At 62.4% G+C, this 19812-nt stretch carries 18 protein-coding genes and 1 pseudogene; 13 read left to right on the forward strand and 6 right to left on the reverse strand.

The genetic code is table 11. From position 1 onward, the window contains the following. Positions 1 to 9 precede the first annotated feature (9 nt). From FRT59_RS26305 to nrdR, 3 genes are read right to left on the reverse strand one after another with little or no spacing between them, the layout of a single operon-like run. Positions 10 to 672 carry a riboflavin synthase gene (locus tag FRT59_RS26305; RefSeq protein ID WP_017135994.1) on the reverse strand — a complete coding sequence of 221 codons (663 nt, stop codon included), beginning with the start codon at positions 670 to 672 and terminating at the stop codon, positions 10 to 12. A gap of 48 nt (positions 673 to 720) precedes the next feature. Beyond that, complete coding sequence (gene ribD / locus FRT59_RS26310) at positions 721 to 1857, reverse strand: bifunctional diaminohydroxyphosphoribosylaminopyrimidine deaminase/5-amino-6-(5-phosphoribosylamino)uracil reductase RibD (protein ID WP_034116024.1); 1137 nt, start codon at positions 1855 to 1857, stop codon at positions 721 to 723. After that, positions 1854 to 2318 (reverse strand): transcriptional regulator NrdR, encoded by a 465-nt coding sequence (gene nrdR / locus FRT59_RS26315; RefSeq protein ID WP_034116025.1) that lies wholly within the window; start codon positions 2316 to 2318, stop codon positions 1854 to 1856. Before nrdR ends, ribD begins: the two co-directional genes overlap by 4 nt. Before the next feature lie 139 nt (positions 2319 to 2457). On the opposite strand from nrdR, the gene FRT59_RS26320 reads away from it, so the two are divergent. From FRT59_RS26320 to trxA, 3 genes are read left to right on the forward strand one after another with little or no spacing between them, the layout of a single operon-like run. Beyond that, complete coding sequence (locus FRT59_RS26320; protein WP_153872780.1) at positions 2458 to 2913, forward strand: YbaY family lipoprotein; 456 nt, start codon at positions 2458 to 2460, stop codon at positions 2911 to 2913. Further along, positions 2910 to 3572 (forward strand): class I SAM-dependent methyltransferase, encoded by a 663-nt coding sequence (locus FRT59_RS26325; protein WP_153872781.1) that lies wholly within the window; start codon positions 2910 to 2912, stop codon positions 3570 to 3572. The genes FRT59_RS26320 and FRT59_RS26325 overlap by 4 nt, the downstream gene beginning before the upstream one ends. Positions 3573 to 3605: 33 nt before the next feature. Further along, the gene (gene trxA / locus FRT59_RS26330) at positions 3606 to 4478 is read left to right on the forward strand and encodes a thioredoxin (RefSeq protein ID WP_153872782.1); all 873 of its coding nucleotides are present in this window, start codon (positions 3606 to 3608) and stop codon (positions 4476 to 4478) included. Here trxA and FRT59_RS26335 read toward each other — a convergent pair. Then, positions 4475 to 4816, reverse strand: a complete 342-nt coding sequence (locus tag FRT59_RS26335) for a hypothetical protein (RefSeq protein ID WP_153872783.1) — start codon at positions 4814 to 4816, stop codon at positions 4475 to 4477. The genes trxA and FRT59_RS26335 overlap by 4 nt on opposite strands. A gap of 129 nt (positions 4817 to 4945) precedes the next feature. Between FRT59_RS26335 and FRT59_RS26340 the strand changes: the two genes are divergently transcribed. From FRT59_RS26340 to FRT59_RS26360, 5 genes are all read left to right on the forward strand, one after another. Continuing rightward, positions 4946 to 5545: a DUF2796 domain-containing protein gene (locus FRT59_RS26340; RefSeq protein WP_153872784.1), complete on the forward strand. Its 600-nt coding sequence runs from the start codon at positions 4946 to 4948 to the stop codon at positions 5543 to 5545. Between the two features lie 6 nt (positions 5546 to 5551). Further along, positions 5552 to 6262 carry an ABC transporter ATP-binding protein gene (locus tag FRT59_RS26345; RefSeq protein WP_153839498.1) on the forward strand — a complete coding sequence of 237 codons (711 nt, stop codon included), beginning with the start codon at positions 5552 to 5554 and terminating at the stop codon, positions 6260 to 6262. 1 nt (position 6263) lies between these two features. Next, positions 6264 to 7529 carry an ABC transporter permease gene (locus FRT59_RS26350; RefSeq protein ID WP_153872785.1) on the forward strand — a complete coding sequence of 422 codons (1266 nt, stop codon included), beginning with the start codon at positions 6264 to 6266 and terminating at the stop codon, positions 7527 to 7529. A gap of 11 nt (positions 7530 to 7540) precedes the next feature. After that, on the forward strand, positions 7541 to 8062 hold the full coding sequence (locus tag FRT59_RS26355; RefSeq protein ID WP_034116033.1) for a DUF3299 domain-containing protein: 522 nt from the start codon (positions 7541 to 7543) through the stop codon (positions 8060 to 8062). A gap of 93 nt (positions 8063 to 8155) precedes the next feature. After that, complete coding sequence (locus tag FRT59_RS26360) at positions 8156 to 8854, forward strand: OmpW/AlkL family protein (RefSeq protein WP_034116034.1); 699 nt, start codon at positions 8156 to 8158, stop codon at positions 8852 to 8854. A 136-nt stretch (positions 8855 to 8990) separates the two neighbouring features. Here the strand turns inward: FRT59_RS26360 and FRT59_RS26365 are convergent, their stop codons facing one another. Next, the gene (locus FRT59_RS26365) at positions 8991 to 9875 is read right to left on the reverse strand and encodes a sugar nucleotide-binding protein (RefSeq protein ID WP_034116035.1); all 885 of its coding nucleotides are present in this window, start codon (positions 9873 to 9875) and stop codon (positions 8991 to 8993) included. 167 nt (positions 9876 to 10042) lie between these two features. Between FRT59_RS26365 and FRT59_RS26370 the strand changes: the two genes are divergently transcribed. After that, positions 10043 to 14290: a DEAD/DEAH box helicase gene (locus FRT59_RS26370; RefSeq protein WP_153872786.1), complete on the forward strand. Its 4248-nt coding sequence runs from the start codon at positions 10043 to 10045 to the stop codon at positions 14288 to 14290. A 131-nt stretch (positions 14291 to 14421) separates the two neighbouring features. Here the strand turns inward: FRT59_RS26370 and FRT59_RS26375 are convergent, their stop codons facing one another. Further along, on the reverse strand, positions 14422 to 16512 hold the full coding sequence (locus FRT59_RS26375; RefSeq protein WP_034116037.1) for a mechanosensitive ion channel family protein: 2091 nt from the start codon (positions 16510 to 16512) through the stop codon (positions 14422 to 14424). Between the two features lie 211 nt (positions 16513 to 16723). On the opposite strand from FRT59_RS26375, the pseudogene FRT59_RS27350 reads away from it, so the two are divergent. The 4 genes and pseudogenes from FRT59_RS27350 to FRT59_RS26390 form a co-directional block, all read left to right on the forward strand. Further along, positions 16724 to 16813: pseudogene (locus tag FRT59_RS27350) on the forward strand (hypothetical protein); the annotation flags it as partial. Between the two features lie 14 nt (positions 16814 to 16827). Further along, entirely contained in the window at positions 16828 to 17604 is a 777-nt protein-coding gene (locus FRT59_RS26380) for an endonuclease/exonuclease/phosphatase family protein (protein ID WP_153872787.1), read from the forward strand. Continuing rightward, on the forward strand, positions 17601 to 18863 hold the full coding sequence (clsB, locus tag FRT59_RS26385; protein ID WP_153839503.1) for a cardiolipin synthase ClsB: 1263 nt from the start codon (positions 17601 to 17603) through the stop codon (positions 18861 to 18863). Before FRT59_RS26380 ends, clsB begins: the two co-directional genes overlap by 4 nt. After that, positions 18853 to 19809, forward strand: a complete 957-nt coding sequence (locus FRT59_RS26390) for a lysylphosphatidylglycerol synthase domain-containing protein (RefSeq protein WP_153872788.1) — start codon at positions 18853 to 18855, stop codon at positions 19807 to 19809. The genes clsB and FRT59_RS26390 overlap by 11 nt, the downstream gene beginning before the upstream one ends. Positions 19810 to 19812 lie beyond the last annotated feature (3 nt).

Below are 19812 nucleotides of genomic sequence, written 5' to 3' on the forward strand. Positions count from 1 at the left end.
CCCCCTTGGTCAGGATTTCAGGTAGCCGTTAGCGGCCAGAAAACTTTCGGTGATGTTCCCGGATGCAGGCTCTGCGGCCTTGTCGCCCATAAGCAGGCGCTCCAGGTAACGGGCAAGCAAGTCCACTTCCAGGTTCACCCGGCGACCCGGCTGGTACGAGGCCATGATGGTTTCGCTGAGGGTGTGGGGAATGATGGTCAGTTCAAATTCGGCGCCATTCACGGCGTTCACGGTCAGGCTGGTGCCATCGACGGTGATCGAGCCTTTGTGGGCGATGTACTTGGCCAGCTCTTTCGGCGCGCGGATGCGAAACTCAACAGCGCGGGCATTTTCGCTGCGGGCCACCACTTCGCCGACACCGTCGACATGGCCGCTGACCAAGTGACCACCCAGGCGGGTGGTAGGCGTCAGGGCTTTTTCCAGGTTGACCGGGCTGCCGGCTTTGAGGTCGTTCATCGCGGTGCAGTCCAGGGTTTCCCGGCTGACATCGGCGGCAAAGCCGTTGCCCGGCAACTCGATGACGGTCAGGCACACGCCGCTGACGGCGATGCTATCGCCCAGCTTGACGTCGCCGAGGTCCAGCTTGCCGGTTTCAACCAGCAGGCGGACATCGCCGCCTTTGGGGGTCATTGCACGGATGCTGCCGATGGATTCGATAATGCCGGTGAACATTTCGTTCTCCTGAAAACGAGGGGCTGACGCTCAAGCGCAGGCCGGGAATTATACGCTCGCTGCCGGGACGGGAATGGCAGTGACTCGCCAGTCGTCGCCTACAGCGCGCATTTCAGTGATCTTGAGTTGGGGGGCATCGGCGAGCTTCTCGAGCGGCCAGTCCAGTAAAGGCCGGGCGGCAGAGCCGAGGAACTTGCCGGCGATGAATATCACGTACTCATCCACCAGGCCTTGTTGGGCAAACGCACCCGCCAGGCTTGGGCCGGCCTCCACCAATACGTCGTTGACGCCACGGGCCGCGAGGGCGACCAGCGCCGAGCGCAAGTCAACCTGGCCTTCCACGCCCGGTACCACCAGGCACTCGGGGCCACGAGGGTACTGGTTTTGCGCGGTGACGCAGGTGATGACCAATGCCGGGCCAGCCTTGAAAAACGGAGCATTGAGCGGCACCCGCAAACGACCGTCGATCAGCACACGCAGCGGTGGGCGTGACATGGCCAGGGCAGTGGTTGCTTCATCCAGGCCCAGTTCGGCGGCGCGTACGGTCAGGCGGGCACCATCGGCCAATACCGTGTCGGCACCGGTCAGCACCACACTGGCCTGGGCGCGCAGGCGTTGTACCGCAGCGCGGGCAGCGGGGCCGGTGATCCATTGGCTTTCGCCACTGGCCATCGCCGTGCGGCCGTCCAGGCTCATCGCCAACTTGACCCGCACAAACGGCAGGCCGTGTTCCATGCGCTTGAGGAAACCGGGGTTAAGCGCCCGCGCCTCAGCTTCCAGCACACCGCTGCGCACCTCGATACCGGCCTGGGCCAGGCGCTGCATGCCGCGCCCGGCCACTTCCGGGTTGGGGTCCTGCATGCCTGCGACAACCCGCGCCACGCCGGCCGTCACCAGTGCATCGGCGCAAGGCGGCGTACGGCCATGATGGCTGCACGGCTCAAGAGTGACGTACACCGTCGCGCCCCGGGCCTTGTCGCCAGCGGCGCGCAAGGCGTTCGGCTCGGCATGGGGCTCGCCGGTGCGCTCATGCCAGCCTTCACCGACAATCTGCCCGTCACGCACGATCACGCAGCCAACCCGCGGGTTGGGGTGGGTGGTGTACAGACCCTTGCGCGCCAATTCGAGGGCGCGGGCCATGTAATGGGCGTCGAGGACCGCCTGTTCAGCGCTAGGTGGGTTCATTTCTTCACCGGCTCACGGGCCAGGCGGTCGATCTCTTCGCGGAACTCATTGAGGTCCTGGAAGCGTCGATACACCGAGGCAAAACGGATATAGGCGACTTCGTCGAGCTTTTGCAGCTCGCCCATCACCAGCTCACCGACGACCAGGCTCTTGACCTCGCGCTCGCCGGTCGCCCGCAGCTGGTGCTTGATATGCGCCAGCGCCGCTTCCAGGCGCTCGACACTCACCGGGCGTTTTTCCAGGGCGCGCTGCATACCGGCGCGCAGTTTTTCTTCGTCGAAAGGCTGGCGGCTGCCGTCGGACTTGATCAGACGGGGCAATACCAGTTCGGCGGTTTCGAAGGTGGTGAAACGTTCACCACAGGCCAGGCATTCGCGCCGGCGACGCACTTGATCGCCCTCGGCGACCAGACGCGAGTCAATGACCTTGGTGTCGTTGGCACCGCAGAAGGGACAGTGCATGGTTGGCAGGCAACAAAAAATGGGAGGGCCATGGTAGCGCATCCCCGTGGCAAGACAAGCCATAGCCTTTACGGTATATAGGCAGGCTTATATGTTTCATATTTTTAAGCCACGGATTTTGTCCTTTCTGGAGCCGTACATGCAGTTACGACCACTCGTTGTGCTCACCCTGTTCAGTTTTCTGGTCGCCTGCAGCAGCGAGGCCCCCAAGCCGGCCGCGCCTCAACCGACACCCGCGCAAGAGAAAAAAGTCCCAGGCATTGAAGACCTCGGCTCCCTGCCCGCCTTTCAACGGGAAATCAGCGGCAGCCTGACCAACGTGCCCGCCGGCGCCGAAGTCGAAATGGCGCTGCTGGTGATCGACGACCGCTCGCGCCCGCAACAACTGCTCGCCAGCAGTGTGCTGAGCGGCAACGGCAAGCCCCTGGCCTTCCGCCTGCGTTTCAACCCTGAAGCCTTCCCGGCCGGTGCACGGGTTGAACTGCGCGGTCGCGCCAGCCAGTCCGGCCAGTTGATCCTGCACCTGCCCGCCGTGCGCGTTACCCAAGCGATCACCCAGAGCACTGGCCCCCTGCAACTCGTCAAGGCGCCATGACGCCACCGCTGGGCCTGCAACGTGCCCTGAGCGAGCTGATCGGCGACGCGCAATTGGTGCCCAGCCCGCTGCCGGGCACCGAATTGTCCTTGTGGCTGCTCGACGCCGATAATATGGACCGTGCCTTCAGCCAGGAAGAAACCCGGCGCATCCTGCATGAGCCGCCCTACTGGAGTTTTTGCTGGGCCAGCGGCCTGGCGTTGGCGCGCTACCTGGCGGCGCATCCCGAGTGGGTCGCCGGCAAACGCGTACTGGATTTCGGCGCCGGTTCCGGCGTGGCCGGGATTGCCGCAGTAAAAGCGGGCGCCCTGGAAGTGGTGGCCTGTGACCTGGACCCGCTGGCCTTGGAGTCTTGCCGTGCGAACGCCGAACTCAACGCGGTGGAGCTTGGCTACTCAGAGGACTTCTTCGCCGAAGCCGACCGCTTCGACCTGATCCTGGTGGCCGACGTGCTCTACGACCGCGCCAACCTGCCACTGCTGGATCAATTCCTCACCCGTGGCCGCGAAGCACTGGTGGCGGATTCGCGAGTGCGGGATTTCCAGCACCCGCATTATCAACGCCTGGAGATACTGGACGCACTGACCCTGCCGGACTTGGCCGAGCCTTGGGAGTTTCGCAAGGTGAGCCTGTACCATTCGCGGCGCCAGCCCTTATAGTTGCCCCCATTCCCGCTTTATTCGAGACGCCCCATGAGTGAGCCCACGCCGTACATCTTCGATGTCACCACCGCCAACTTCGACCAGGCAGTCATCCAGAACTCCTTCGAAAAGCCTGTACTGGTCGATTTCTGGGCCGAGTGGTGCGCGCCGTGCAAGGCGCTGATGCCGATGCTGGCGCAGATTGCCGAGAGTTATCAGGGCGAGTTGCTGTTGGCCAAGGTCGATTGCGAGGCCGAACAGGACATCGTGGCGCGTTTTGGCATTCAGAGCCTGCCGACGGTGGTGCTGTTTAAGGATGGCCAGCCAGTGGACGGGTTTGCCGGGGCACAACCGGAGTCGGCGGTGCGGGCGATGCTCGAGCCCCATGTGCAGATGCCGCCACCGGCTGCGGCAGACCCGCTGGAACAGGCTCAGGCGTTGTTCAGCGAAGGGCGTATCAGCGAAGCCGAAGCGCTGTTGGTGGCGCTATTGGGCGAGGACAATACCAACGCCGCAGCCCTGATCCTGTATGCACGCTGCCTGGCTGAGCGCGGTGAGTTGGGTGAAGCCCAGACCGTGCTCGACGCGGTGAAGGGCGACGACCACAAGGCCGCCCTGGCCGGGGCCAAGGCGCAAATCACCTTCCTGCGCCAGGCTGCGGATTTGCCGGACGCCGCTGAGCTGAAAAGTCGCCTGGCGCAAAACCCGCAGGACGACGAAGCGGCCTATCAGTTGGCGATCCAGCAACTGGCGCGCCAGCAATACGACGCGGCATTGGAAGGTTTGCTCAAGTTGTTTATCCGCAACCGCAGCTACAACGAGGGCTTGCCCCACAAGACCTTGCTACAGGTATTCGAACTGCTGGGCAATGATCACCCGCTGGTTACGGTGTACCGCCGCAAGTTGTTTGCTGCGCTGTACTAATCACCGATCCAACTGTACAGCGGCGTATCCCCGCCGCTGCTCACCTTCACCTTGGCGCTATGACGCAAGCGCACCAACAGGCGCTTGCCCGCCCCGGCATCGCCGGCCAACCCTTCCAGTTGATCGAGCAATTCCAGGCCATTGAGTTGCCCGGCCTTGCGCAGCAAATCCTGGGCGTTCTGCCACAGGTCCTCGCTCTGTTTCACCGGCGCCACGGTTGGCGCGCTTGGCGTTGGGACTGCTTGTAGTTGTGCGCCCAGCCGTGCCCAATCGCCGTCGTCCAGCTCCAGGGTCAAGTCCACCGGCAGATCGCCGATGGTTCCACGAATTCGCAACATCGTCCTTACTCCTGCATTTTTCTGACGGGCATGCTCCCATGCAGCTTGCGCAACACCAAGCGGGCGGTCAAACTCTCGAGATTATTGTTATAAGATCACATAACAAAACTTTCATCCTGGAGCTCTCTCATGCGCCGTTTGCTGCTCGCTTTGCCGTTTGCCCTGCTGCCACTGGCTGTCGCTCATGCTCACGAAGACCATGACCACGAGCACGGCAGCCTCGGCGCCCATGAACACGGTGTCGGTCGCGTCAATGCCGTACTGGACGGCCAAACCCTGGAGCTGGAGCTGGAAAGCCCGGCCATGAACCTGGTGGGTTTCGAACATGTGGCCACCAGCGCAGCGGACAAATCCAAGGTCGCCGCCGCGCGCAAACAGCTTGAAAACCCACTGGCCCTGTTCAACCTGCCCAAGGCCGCCGGTTGCGTGGTCAGCAGCCAGGCGCTCAACAGCCCGCTGTTTGGCGACAAGCCGCAGGCCGATCATGACGAAGACGACCACGCCACCGATGGCAAAGGCGCTGCCGCCCACGAACACCATCACGACCATAGCGAGATCCACGCCCACTACCAGTTCACTTGCGCCACGCCGACAGCCCTGGGCAACCTCGATCTGAGCCAAGTGTTCAAGACCTTCCCAGCTACCCAGAAAATTCAGGTACAACTGATCGGCCCAAGCGGCCAGCAAGGCGTTGACGCAACGGCCACCGCAGCCACCCTGAAGTTCTGAGTTCACATGACCCACGCATTGATCGAACTGTCCGACCTGGGCTTCAACTGGCCAGGCCACCCGCAGTTGCTGGACATCCCCGCGTTCCGCCTGGAGCCCGGGGAAACCCTGTTCCTCAAGGGCCCGAGCGGCAGTGGCAAGACCACGCTGCTGGGGCTGTTGGGGGGCGTGCAGAAACCCAGCCAAGGCAGCATCCGCCTGCTCGGCCAGGAGTTGACCGAACTCTCGGCCGGCGCCCGTGATCGTTTCCGTGTCGACCACACGGGCTACATCTTCCAGCAGTTCAACCTGCTGCCGTTCCTGTCGGTGCGCGAAAACGTCGAGTTGCCCTGCCACTTTTCCAAGCTGCGCGCACAGCGGGCCAAGCATCGCCATGGCAGTGTCGACCAGGCAGCCGCGACCTTGCTCGCGCACCTGGGCTTGCAGGACAAGGACTTGCTGGAGCGCCGCGCCGACTCGCTGTCCATCGGCCAGCAACAACGGGTGGCCGCTGCCCGTGCGTTGATCGGCCAACCGGAGCTGGTAATCGCTGACGAACCCACGTCAGCCCTGGACTACGACGCCCGCGAAGCGTTCATCCAGCTACTGTTCGCTGAATGCCGCGACGCTGGCGCCAGCCTGTTGTTTGTCAGCCATGACCAGAGCCTGGCGTCGCTGTTCGACCGCAACCTGTCGCTGGCCGAACTCAATCGCGCCGCCACGCCCGCAGAGGTTTGAGATGTATCTGTTCCGTCTAGCCATGGCCAGCCTGGCTAACCGCCGCTTTACCGCGATCCTCACGGCCTTCGCTATCGCGCTGTCCGTCTGCTTGTTGCTCGCAGTGGAACGCGTGCGCGTTGAGGCGCGCAACAGTTTCGCCAGCACCATCAGCGGTACCGACCTGATCGTCGGTGCCCGCTCCGGCTCGGTGAACCTGCTGCTGTACTCGGTGTTCCGCATTGGCAACGCCACCAACAATATCCGTTGGGACAGCTACGAGCACTTCGCCGCCAGCCCCCAGGTGAAATGGGCGATTCCGATTTCCCTCGGCGACTCCCATCGCGGCTACCGGGTGATGGGCACCAACGAATCCTATTTCGAGCACTACCAGTACGGGCGCAAGCAAAACCTCGAACTGGCCAGCGGCCGCGCCTTCGCCACCGACCCTTTTGAAGTGGTGCTCGGCGCCGAAGTCGCCGACGCCCTGCATTACAAGCTCGGCGACAAGCTGGTACTTGCCCACGGCGTGGCGGTGGTCAGCCTGGTCAAGCACGACGACAAACCCTTCACCGTGGTCGGCATCCTCAAGCGCACCGGCACCCCGATAGACCGCACGCTGCATATCAGCCTGGGCGGCATGGAAGCGATCCATATCGACTGGCACAACGGTGTGCCGGCCCAGGGCAAAGGCCGCATCAGCGCCGACCAGGCGCGCAATATGGACCTGACCCCGCAAGCCATTACCGCGTTCATGCTTGGCCTGAACAACAAGATTTCCACCTTTGCCCTGCAACGGCAGATCAATGAGTTCCGCGGTGAGCCGATGCTGGCGATCCTGCCGGGCGTGGCGTTGCAAGAGCTGTGGAGCATGATGGGCACCGCCGAAAAAGCCCTGTTCGTGATCTCGCTGTTCGTGGTGCTGACCGGCTTGATCGGCATGCTCACGGCGATCCTTACCAGCCTCAACGAACGCCGCCGCGAAATGGCGATCCTGCGTTCGGTGGGTGCACGCCCGTGGCATATCGCGAGCCTGCTGATCTTCGAAGCCTTCGCCCTGGCGTTGTCCGGCGTGGTGGCGGGCGTGGGTCTGCTGTACGTGTGCATCGCCGCCTCACGGGGTTATTTGCAGGCCAACTACGGACTCGACTTGCCGATGTCGTGGCCGAGCGAATATGAATGGACCCTGCTCGCCGGTATCCTCGCCGCAGCGCTGTTGATGGGCAGCGTGCCTGCATGGCGCGCCTATCGACAATCTTTGGCCGACGGCCTGTCCATTCGTTTATGAGGAAGCCTTCGATGCGTCGTGCCCTGTTTGCCCTGTTGCTGCTGGTCAGCGTGCCCGTGTGGGCGGATGAGCAGCCCAGGGACTTGTCCTGGCAAGAGATGATCCCACCGGATGCGCCGCCGGAAATCCCCAATATGAAACCGCTGCACGACCTGTCGAACATGGCCGATGCCTTGTCCGTCGAAGCGGCGCCTGCGGCCAAGCAGGACCTGCCCAACGCGCCGGTGGTGCAGAGCCTCGACGCAAAGCACATCCGCCTGCCGGGGTATATTGTGCCGCTGGAAGTCAACGAGGAAGGCCGCACCACCGAGTTTCTGCTGGTACCGTATTTCGGCGCGTGCATCCATGTGCCGCCACCGCCGTCGAACCAGATCGTGCATGTGAAAAGCGAGGTCGGGGTGAAACTCGATGAGCTGTATCAGCCTTACTGGATCGAAGGCGCGATGCAGGTCAAGCCGTCGTCGAGTGAACTGGCCGACGCTGGTTACCAGATGGATGCCGAGAAGATTTACATGTACGAGCTGCAGGAGTAGCGCTGATCACCCTTTCATTGAGCTGAGTCAACAGACCGAACGGAACGATCTTTACCATTGGACGTACAACTTTTAACGTCCTTTGGAGCTCCCATGAACAAGTCTCTGCTCGGCGCGTCCCTCTTCGCGCTCGCCCTCGTCGCCCCGGTCGCACACGCTCACCAAGCGGGCGATATTCTGGTGCGTGCCGGTGCAATCACCGTCAACCCAGAGGCCGACAGCGGCAAAGTCAAGGTTGACCAGGGCCCGTTGGCCGGCACCAACCTGGGCGGCAAGGCGACCATGAGCAGCGACACGCAACTGGGCTTGAACTTCGCCTACATGATTACCGACCACGTCGGTATCGAATTGCTGGCGGCCACGCCGTTCGAGCATGACGTGAAGATCAAGAACACTGCGCTCGGCGCCGCCAACGGCAAGCTCGGCTCGCTCAAACACCTGCCGCCGACCCTGAGCGTCGTGTACTACCCGCTGGACAACAAGTCGGCCTTCCAGCCGTATGTCGGCGCCGGTATCAACTACACCTGGATCTACGATGAACACGTTGGCGGTCGGGCCGAACAAGCCGGTTTCAGCAACTTCAAGGCCGAGAACTCCTGGGGCTGGGCCGCGCAGATCGGCGCCGACTACATGATCAACGACAAGTGGATGATCAACGCCCAGGCGCGCTATATCGACATCAGCACCAAAGCGACTGTGGATAACAATGCACTGGGCCAGGGCACTCGGGCCAAGGTCAATGTGGACGTGGATCCGATGGTTTACATGGTGGGTATCGGTTACAAGTTCTAAGCAACATTTCACGACCACTACAAAACCAATGTGGGAGGGGGCTTGCTCCCGATAGCGGTGGACCAGTCGATAAATCTGTTGACTGACACTCTGCTATCGGGAGCAAGCCCCCTCCCACATTTGGTTTTGTGGTATTTCAGCTGTGGCGGTAGAACCGATCCAATAGCGCCGGAAGCCCTGCCCGCCACGCCCGTGGCTTGATACCAAAGGTATGCAGGATTTTCTTGCAGGCCAGTACCGCGTGCTGCGGTTCATCCGCCGCATCCGGCCGGGCAGCGTGGGCCTGGGCGGTCGGTGACTCGATGGCCAGCGCGTGGAAGTTACGCGCTTCGGTGAGGATCGCCTGGCCCAGGGCCAGCGGCGTGGTCGCCTCATGCCCGGCGTAGTGGTAGGTGCCCCACAGCGGCGCCGCGCAATCGAGCTGCTTGAGCACCGAGATGATCACCCGTGCGGCATCGTCTACCGGGGTCGGGTTGCCGCGCCGGTCGTCCGCCATCAGTAACTCATCGGGTTTCTCGGCCCGGGCCAGGAAACGCCCGAGGGTGCCGTCGATACTGTCATCCAGCAACCAGCCAAACCGCAGCAGCACATGTTGCGGGCAGGTGGCGCGCACGCTTTGTTCGATACGCCATAACGCCTGGCCGCGCAGGCCCAGGGGCACCGGCTCGTCTTTTTCGCTGTAGGCGGTGGCGCGGGAGCCATCGAACACGCGGTAGCTGGACGGTTGCAACAGGGTGATGCTGTGGTGTTGGCACAGTTCAGCCAAGCGCTCGATAGCGAATTCCTGGCTGGCCAGGCGGGTTTCGCTCACGGCTTCGGCCTGAAACCAGTCGAAATAGTAGGCGAGGTTGATCAACGCATCGGGACGGGTGTCGTCGAGCAATTGGGTGAGGCTCGCGGCATCCCAGCCGTCTTGGGGCGGTTTGGGTGCGAGGAAACCGATGTCTTCCTCTGCACCGAGGCGAATCAGCGCCTGCCCGAGGGCATTCCCGCCGCCCAGTAACATAAGGCGCATTCGCATAGATTGAGCAGGCCCGGTCTGTTTGGAACGATGGTTGTTGTCGGCAGGCGCGTGAGCCTTGCCGTAGGTTTATTCCAGAATCGTTGCATTTTGCGGGTTTGTAGCGCAACCGTCACGGATAAAGTACGTGTTTGCAACTTGTTGGAGCAGGTGGCATCAATCACTACATGAACAGCCCCGAATCAACGGACAGCGCACTGGACGGATTCCACCCCGCCGTCAGCACCTGGTTCCGTAACACTTTCCCTTCGGTGACCGGCGCACAGGCCCAGGCGTGGCCCCTGATTCGCCAGCGCCGCTCAACGCTGATCGCCGCGCCCACCGGTTCCGGCAAGACCCTTACCGCCTTTCTCGCGGTGCTGGACGAACTGGTGCATCAAGGCTTGGCCAACGGTGGGCACCTGCCGGATGAAACACGGGTGGTCTACGTATCGCCGCTCAAGGCACTTTCCAATGACATCCAGATCAACCTGCAAACCCCGTTGGCTGGCATAACCGAGCACCTTGAAAAGCTGGGCCTGCCACCGCTGGTCATCCGCACCGCCGTGCGCACCGGCGACACCCCGCAAAAAGACCGCACGCAGATGCGCAAGCGCGCGCCGCATATCCTGGTGACCACCCCGGAATCGCTCTACGTGCTGCTGGGTTCGGATTCCGGCCGGCGTATGCTCGCCAGCACGCGCACGGTGATCGTCGATGAAATCCACGCCATCGCCGCCGGCAAGCGCGGCAGTCACCTGGCGCTAAGCCTGGAGCGCCTGCAAGCACTGTGTGACGAGCCGTTGACGCGCATCGGTTTGTCGGCCACGCAAAAACCCATCGAAGCCGTCGCACGCTTTTTGGTCGGCACCGGGTGTGATTGCGCCATCGTCGATATCGGCCACGCTCGCCCCCGCGACCTGGCGATCGAAGTACCACCGGTGCCGCTTTCGGCGGTGATGGCCAACGATGTGTGGGAACTGATTTACGACCGCCTTGCGCTATTGGCCCGCGAGCACCGCACCACGCTGGTATTCGTCAACACCCGACGCCTGGCCGAACGCCTGGCCCGCCACTTGAGCGAGCGCCTGGGCAAGACCGCCGTGGCGGCCCACCATGGCAGCCTGGCCAAGGAGCTGCGCCTGGACGCCGAGCAACGCCTCAAGGCTGGCGAACTGCAAGTGTTGATCGCCACCGCGTCCCTGGAGTTGGGGATAGATATCGGCGAGGTGGATCTGGTCTGCCAGATCGGCTCGCCCGGTTCGATCAATGGTTTTCTGCAACGGGTCGGCCGCTCCGGGCACCAGGTCGGCGGCACGCCCAAAGGGCGCCTGTTCGCCACTACCCGCGACGACCTGATCGAATGCGCCGCCCTGCTCGATTGCGTGCGCCGTGGCGAGCTGGACACCTTGCACATCCCCGTGGCGCCGCTGGACGTGCTGGCCCAGCAGATCATCGCCGAGGTCAGCGCCAGGGAGTGGCCAGAACAGGCGCTGCTGGAGCTTATCCACCGCGCCGCGCCCTACGCCGAACTGGATGAGCGCCACTACCAGGCCCTGTTGCAGATGCTCAGCGAAGGCTATAACGGCCGCCAAGGCATGCGCAGCGCCTACCTGCACCGTGACGCCGTGACCCATACCCTGCGCGGCCGCCGTGGCGCCAGGCTCACGGCGGTGACCAGCGGCGGCACCATCCCCGACAACGCCGACTACAGCGTGTTGCTGGAGCCGCAAAGCCTGAATATCGGTAGCGTCAACGAAGACTTCGCGGTGGAAAGCATTGCAGGGGATATCTTCCAGCTCGGCAACACCTCCTACCGCATCCTGCGGGTGGAAGCCGGTAAGGTGCGGGTCGAGGACGCCCAGGGCCAACCGCCGACCATTCCGTTCTGGCTGGGTGAAGCGCCCGGGCGCAGCAACGAGCTGTCGATAGCCATGGCGCGCTTGCAAGGGCAGTTGGACAGCTTGCTCGGCGCCACACCCGGCAACCTGCAACCAGCCCTCGACTGGCTCACCGGCACCTTGGGCCTCAATCGTGCCAGCGCCGAACAACTACTGGATTACCTGGCCCGCACGCGCCAGGCCCTGAGCGCCCTGCCGTCCCAGGACACGTTGATCATGGAGCGTTTTTTCGACGCGTCCGGCGGCACTCAACTGATCATCCACACGCCGTTTGGCAGCCGCCTCAACAGAGCCTGGGGCTTGGCCCTGCGCAAGCGTTTTTGCCGCACGTTCAACTTCGAGCTGCAAGCGGCGGCCAGTGAAAATGCCATCGTACTGTCGTTGTCCACCAGCCACAGCTTCGCGCTGGATGAGGTGTGGCGTTACCTCAACAGCAACAGTGCTGAACACATCCTGATCCAGGCGGTGCTGGATGCGCCGTTGTTCGGCGTGCGCTGGCGCTGGAATGCCGGCGTGGCCCTGGCGTTGCCGCGTTATACCGGCGGGCGCAAGGTGGCGCCGCAGATCCAGCGCATGAAGAGCGAAGACCTGATCGCCAGCGTGTTCCCCGACCAGATCGCCTGCCTGGAAAACCTCGCTAGCGAACGCGAAATCCCCAACCACCCGCTGGTGGAACAGACCCTCGACGACTGCCTGCACGAAGCCATGGACAGCGACGCCTGGCTGGCGTTGCTGCGGCGCATGGAGCGCGGTGACGTGCGGTTGATCAGCCGAGATCTGCCCGCGCCCTCGCCCATGGCTGCAGAAATCCTCAGCGCTAAACCCTACACCTTCCTCGACGATGCGCCCCTGGAAGAACGCCGCACCCAGGCGGTGCTCAACCGCCGTTGGAGCGACCCACAGAGCACCGACAACCTGGGCGCACTGGATGCCGACGCCATCGCCGGTGTACGCGAAGAAGCCTGGCCGGCGCCCAATGGCCTGGATGAAATGCATGAGGCGCTGATGAGCCTGGCGTGCATCGCCGCTAGCGAAGTCACAGCGCAATGGGCTGCATGGCTGCAGGCATTGGCCAAAGCCGGGCGGGCCTATCAGTTGCACAACGGAATCTGGGTCGCCGTGGAGCGCTTGAGTTGTTTGCAGGCGATTTATCCTAACGACCTGCCGCTGCTCCCAGGTTTCGATGAGCCTTGGACCCTTGAGGACGCATTGGTGGAAGTGCTGCGTGCGCGCCTCAGTGGTTTTGGCCCGCTGACCCTGATCGAGATCGCCGCGCCCTTGGCATTACCGGTGGCGGCGATCACTCAGGCGTTGGCACGCCTGGAGCAGGAAGGCTACGTGCTACGCGGCCACTTCACCCCCGGCGCGGGTGAGGAGCAATGGTGCGAACGCCATTTGCTGGCGCGTATTCATCGCTACACGGTCAAGCGCCTGCGCAGGGAAATCGAGCCGGTGGCGTTGCAGGACTTCATGCGCTTTCTGTTCGATTGGCAGCACCTGTCTGAGAGCACCCGCGGCCAGGGCAGCGCTGTGCTGGCGCAGATAGTCAGCCAGTTCGAAGGCTATGCCGCCGCCACTTCGGCCTGGGACACTGACCTGCTCAGCGCGCGCATCAAGGATTACTCACCCACGTGGCTCGATGACCTGTGCCGCAGCGGCAAACTGGTATGGACGCGCTTGAGCAACAAGGCCAGCGCCATGGCGTTGCGCAGTACACCAGTGGTTTTGCTACCCCGTAGCCAGGTCGCGCTGTGGAGCGAGCTGACCGAACCCACCGACAGCACCTCGTTGTCGCCCAAGGCGCAGAAGGTCCACCTGGCCCTGCGCGAGCAGGGCGCACTGTTTTTCGATGAGCTGATACACGAAGCCCATTTGCTGCGCAGCGAACTGGAGACTGCGTTGCAGGAACTGGTAGGCGCCGGCTTGGTGAACGCCGATAGCTTCGCCGGGCTGCGCGCCCTGACCACGCCCGCCAGCAAGCGCCAGGCGCGCAGCAGTCGACGTGGGCGCGGGGCGTTTATCGGCGGTATGGATGATGCCGGGCGTTGGGCATTGATTCGCCGCTCGTCGACCGCCTCCGGCCCGCATTCGGCTGAAACCCTGGAGCATGTGGCAATGACCCTGCTACGCCGTTATGGCGTGGTGTTCTGGCGTTTGCTGGAGCGCGAGGCGGATTGGCTGCCGAGTTGGCGCGAGTTACTGCGTACCTTCCACCGGCTGGAGGCGCGAGGTGAGATTCGTGGCGGGCGGTTTGTCAGTGGGTTGGCGGGTGAGCAGTTTGCGTTGCCGGAGGCGATCCCGTTGCTGCGTGAGGTCCGGAGACGGCCCCATGATGGGAGTTTGGTCGCGGTGTGTGGGGCCGACCCGTTGAACCTGGTCGGTACGCTGCTGCCGGGGGCCAAGGTGCCCGCGGTAAGCGGTAATCGGGTTGTGTATCGCGATGGGGTGCCGGCGGCGGTAATGGTGGCGGGTAAACAACAGATATTGCTCGAGTTGGATCAGCAGGCGGTGCAGGAAAAGTTGATCAGACATTGAACCTAGGTTGACTTTGAGGGCCTCTTCGCGAGCAAGCCCGCTCCCACATTGGGACCGGGTACATCCTTGGAATACGGTCAGAATGTGGGAGCGGGCTTGCTCGCGAAGGCGTCGGCCCAGTCACCCTGTAATTATTGAGGACGCGCCTGCTCCGTCAACACCAGCGCGTCCGGCTCATCCACCTGCGCCACGCGCTTAGGCAGCAACACCTGCTGTGGATAAGTCTGCGCGAAGTGCACCTCATCGCAGTTATCCACAAGCTTTTTCAAGCGCTGGTTAAACGCCCGGCTGACCGCATATTGCCCACCCGACACCGTACGGAACTGTGCAGTGAGCACCACGCCATTGAGATCCATCTTGTCCACGCCGAACACCTCCAATGGCCCTTGCAGGTTGTACTTGAGGAACACATCGTCACGGATCGACTGGCCTGCTTCACGGATCAGCTCAACGGCCTTGTCCACGTCGGTGTCGTAGGTGAACTGCACCGAGAAGAACGCATAGGCGAATTGCCGCGACTGGTTGGTGACCGCCTTGATCTGCCCGAACGGCACCGAATGCACAAAACCCTTGCCGTCGCGCAGGCGCAACGTGCGGATGGTCAGGCCCTCGACGGTGCCGGCGTGGCCGGAGTCGAGCACCACCCAGTCACCGATAGACAGGGTGTCTTCGATGATGATGAACAGGCCGGTGATCACGTCCTGCACCAATTGCTGGGAACCGAAACCAATGGCCAGGCCGACCACCCCGGCACCCGCCAGCAGTGGCGCGACGTTGATACCCAGGTTAGCCATGGTCGTGATCGCACAAATCACCACCAGGATGATCTTCACCGCATTACGCAGCAGCGGCAGAATGGTCTTGACCCGCGTGCTGGGCTGGCGGCTGGAGCGTTTGTTCACCGGGGGTTTGAGGGCTTCCTGGATCGCCGTGTCGAGTACCACCCAGAACAGCCAGGTCACCAACAGGATCAGGCCGATGCTGCTGAGCGAGTCACTGATGGCCCGGCCCACCGAGTTGCGCTGAGCAAATTCGAACAGCGAAACACCCCAGATGCGCCCAAGTATCTCGATAAACGCGATCGCCATGACGATGCGCAAGATCGCGTGCAACAAACTGAGAAAGCGTTCCTTGTAGGCACTGCTGCGCTGGATCGACACCTGGCTGCGGGACTTGAACAGGTGTTGCAACACGGTGCTGAGAAACACCGTGCCGATCAGCAGCAGCGTGGTGAACAACGCACAACGCAGGGCCTTCTGATTGTCGTCGCCGGCACCGATCAGGTTAACCGCCGAAACCAGCACCATCAACAGAATCGGCCAATACCAGAGCCCGGAAAACACCCGCAACGACTGCTGCAAGGCTGGGTGTTTGAGACGCTGGGCCAACGGCCGGTTACGGATCAAATGGGCCACCGGCCGACGCAGGCGCACCACCAATACCCCAAAAATCACCGCCGCAAACAGGCCCGTGAATACCGCGATGCTGCTGGTGATATTGCCGCCCAACTGACGGGCGATCTGCGGGCTGGTCAGCGCGTCACTGAGGGCAGCAAGAAAGCCGATCAGGAACAGCGGTCTGGGGCAGTAATCACGAATAATCTGCACGGCAGGCCGCTTGTGCCCGACGTTGAACATGACGATGACGCACAACAACATCGAGGTGGAAAAAATGCCGCTGCTGGTGGCATAGGCAAAACACAGCGCCAGCGCACGGCCCACTGACGCGGGTAAAAAGTGACTGACGTAGAGGGTCAGCGGCAGGCAGATTAGCGCTGGAATCGTGTAGGGCACCACGTAGCCGAGCAAGCCTTGCAGGCGCTGGCGTCGTGCGACGAACGGACGCCGGCCCGACCGCTGCACGATCCAGCGCCCCAGCAGCGTCAACACGGCAAAAGCACCGATCCATACCCCGGACAACAACAGGAAGTCGCCGGCCACGCTCCACGGCGAACGCGCGGCTGTCTGGTCTACCAACCGCCCGACTTCATCCGCCGCCCGGTCGGCGCGCAGGCGCCAGGCGTCGACGAGGTTTTGGTTGAGGTCGAGCTTGTCCTGCACGTCATCGATGCTGGAACTGATGGCCCCGAGCAGCCCGCCCTCCACCAGCAGCTCCGGTTTTGCCGGCGTTTCGGTGGCGGGCGCAGTGGCCGCGGCTTGTAGCGCACCGTTGCCACACAACAGCAGCGCGGCAAGCAGTAATGCAGTCTTTAGATTCAGCAAAACAGCGGGCTCCTTCAGCAGGGTCTGTAAGGAACTGACGGGATTAAGCCTTGATCGTTCCCCTGCGTTGCCGGGTACTGACTTTCAATAGGGGAGCAGGTCCTCTCACATTTGCACCCTGTACCGCCTGTAGGAATGTGGAAACTTTCAGTTAAATATCGCAGTCATCCCAGAACGGAGGTCAATCGACCCATCATCCACGGGAGCAACCATGGCGGCGATTCACATCGGCATTTCCGGCTGGCGCTACACGCCCTGGCGCGGGGACTTCTACCCCGAGGGGCTGACTCAGTTGCCGGAACCAGGAGTATTGCCATGACCCATCCCGAACTGATCCCCGTCACGCCGACCGCTGCCATCACGCGTTTCACCGTGTTGACGGTCAATATCCACAAGGGCTTCACTGCGCTGAATCGGCGTTTCATTTTGCCCGAACTGCGCGAGGCGGTGCGTAGCGTGGGCGCCGACATGGTGTTCCTGCAGGAAATCCACGGCACCCATGAACACCACCCTCAGCGCTACAGCGACTGGCCGAAAATGCCGCAATATGAATTTCTCGCTGACAGCATCTGGCCGCAATTTGCCTATGGTCGGAATGCGGTCTACCCCCATGGCGACCATGGCAATGCGTTGCTGTCGAAATTCCAGATCGTGCGTTACGACAACCTCGATATCTCTCAAAGTGGTCATGAAAACCGTGGCCTGCTGCATTGCGTATTGCGCCTGCCGGGCAGCGGGCAAGAGGTGCATGCGATCTGTATCCATCTGGGGTTGCGCGAGGTGCATCGCCAGCAGCAATTGCGCTTGCTGGAGCAACGTATCAGCGAGATTCCCGCCGATGCGCCGTTGGTGGTTGCCGGCGACTTCAACGACTGGCGGCAAAAGGCCGACCTGAGCCAAAGCGGCCTTCAGGAAGTGTTCATCCACGCCCACGGCAAGCCGGCGCGCACGTTCCCGGCACGCCTGCCGCTGCTGCCCCTGGATCGGATTTATGTGCGCAACCTGACGATCCATAACCCGCGGGTGCTCACCACCCGGCCCTGGTCCCATCTCTCGGATCATGTACCGCTGTCGGTGGAGATTGAGCTATGAACGTCGCGGTAGAACATATCGCCACCGATCAGCCGCCGGATAACAACAAGGCGCGCGACGTGGATTACGGTTGGCAGAGCGGCAACCACGTGGAGTTGCTGGAAAATGGCGAGGCGTACTTTCCCGCCGTGTTCGACGCCTTGCGCGGTGCCCAGCGCGAGATCCTGCTGGAAACCTTCATCCTCTTTGAAGACAAGGTCGGCCACGAACTGCAAGGCATCCTCATCGAAGCGGCGCAACGCGGGGTGAAGGTGGTGGTCAGCCTCGACGGCTTTGGTTGCGGCGAGCTGAGCCCGGCCTTTCTCGGCGAGCTGGCAGAAGCCGGAGTGACGGTGCAGATGTTCGACCCAGCCTCCAAGATCCTGGGCATTCGCACTAATTGGTTCCGCCGCCTGCACCGCAAGATCGTAGTGGTGGACGCCAGTGTGGCGTTTATCGGCGGGATCAATTTTTCCGCTGATCACTTGGCCGATTTCGGTCCCGAAGCCAAGCAGGATTACGCGGTGCAGGTGATCGGCCCGGCAGTGGCTGACCTGCACCATTTTGCTCTCGCCCAGAACGGCCGCCAGATACGCAGCCGAAGGGGCTGGCGGCGGCGCCAGCAGCGGCCATCGCCCTGGACGAGCGAGAAAGGCGACGGCCTGGTACGTCTGGTTTATCGCGACAATATCCAGCATCGCGATGACATCGAAGAAGCGTACATCTACGCCTTGAGCCAAGCCCGGCAGCGGGTGGTGATCGCCAACGCTTACTTCTTCCCTGGCTATCGCCTGCTGCGGGAGATCCGTAACGCAGCGCGTCGTGGCGTGCAGGTGCAATTGATCATGCAGGGCCAGCCCGACGTGCTGCTGGCCAAGCTGGCCGCGCGCATGCTCTACGACTATCTGCTCAAGGATGGCGTGGTGATTCACGAATACTGCCAGCGCCCGTTGCACGGCAAGGTCGCCTTGGTGGATGACGAATGGAGTACGGTGGGCTCAAGCAATCTCGACCCGCTGAGCCTGGCGTTGAACCTGGAAGCCAACGTGCTGATTCGTGACCGGGCCTTCAATCAGCAGTTGTACGAACGCTTGGAAACACTCGCGAAGAATCATTGCCAGACCATGCCTGAAAAGCGCAAGCCGCGCCTGTGGCTCTGGCGCCTGACCGTGGGTTTTTTGGTGTTTCATGTGATGCGCCACTTCCCCGTGCTGACCGGCTGGTTGCCGGCTCACAAGCCGCGCTTGAAGCCTTTTGAGAGTACGGCCCATGACGTCTGAAACCAGCAGCTCGCGGTTCAAGCGCTGGAAGAAACCGCTGACCATTGCGTTCTTCCTGCTGCTGATCGTGCTGTTCACCCTGCTCGCCCGCCGCATCGACTGGAGCGAGGTGTTCCAGACCCTGGGCGACTTCAAGCTGCGCACGCTGCTCATCGCCGGCGCGCTGACGTTGTGCAGTTTTATCGTCTATGCCTGTTTCGACCTGATCGGGCGTACCTACATTCGCCAGCCGCTGCGCTGGAAGCAGATCCTGCCGGTGGGGATCATCAGCTACGCATTCAACCTCAACCTCAGCGCCTGGGTCGGCGGCATTGCCATGCGTTATCGGCTGTATTCACGACTGGGCGTGAGCACCAGCAATATCGCCAAGATCCTCGGCCTGAGCCTGGCCACCAATTGGTTTGGCTACATGGCGTTGGCCGGCGTGGTGTTCAGCAGCGGGCTAGTCACCATGCCGCCGGGTTGGAAGCTCAGCAGCGGCGCCTTGCAAGGTGTGGGGGTGTTGTTGGTGATCGCGAGCTTGGGGTATCTGGCAGCGTGCCGGTTTTCGAAAAAACGCGCGTGGTCGGTCCGTGGCATCGAGATCAACTTGCCGTCGCTGCGCATGGCCTGTTTGCAACTGGCCCTGGGCGCCTTGAACTGGTCGCTGATGGCGGCGGTGATTTTCACCTTGCTGCCGGCCAAGCTGGATTACCCGCTGGTGTTGGGGGTATTGCTGATCAGCGCGATTGCCGGGGTGGTTACCCATATACCTGCCGGGCTTGGGGTGCTGGAGGCGGTGTTCATCGGGTTGTTGCAGCATGAGGCGTCACGCGGGAGTTTACTGGCAGGGTTGATCGCGTATCGGGCGATCTATTTTATTTGCCCGCTGTTGATTGCGCTGGTGATGTACTTGGGGGTGGAGGCGAAAGCCAAGGCGTTGCGGGTGAAGAAGACACCCGCCTAGCAC

The organism is Pseudomonas haemolytica, from assembly GCF_009659625.1.
Lineage (GTDB): Bacteria > Pseudomonadota > Gammaproteobacteria > Pseudomonadales > Pseudomonadaceae > Aquipseudomonas > Aquipseudomonas haemolytica.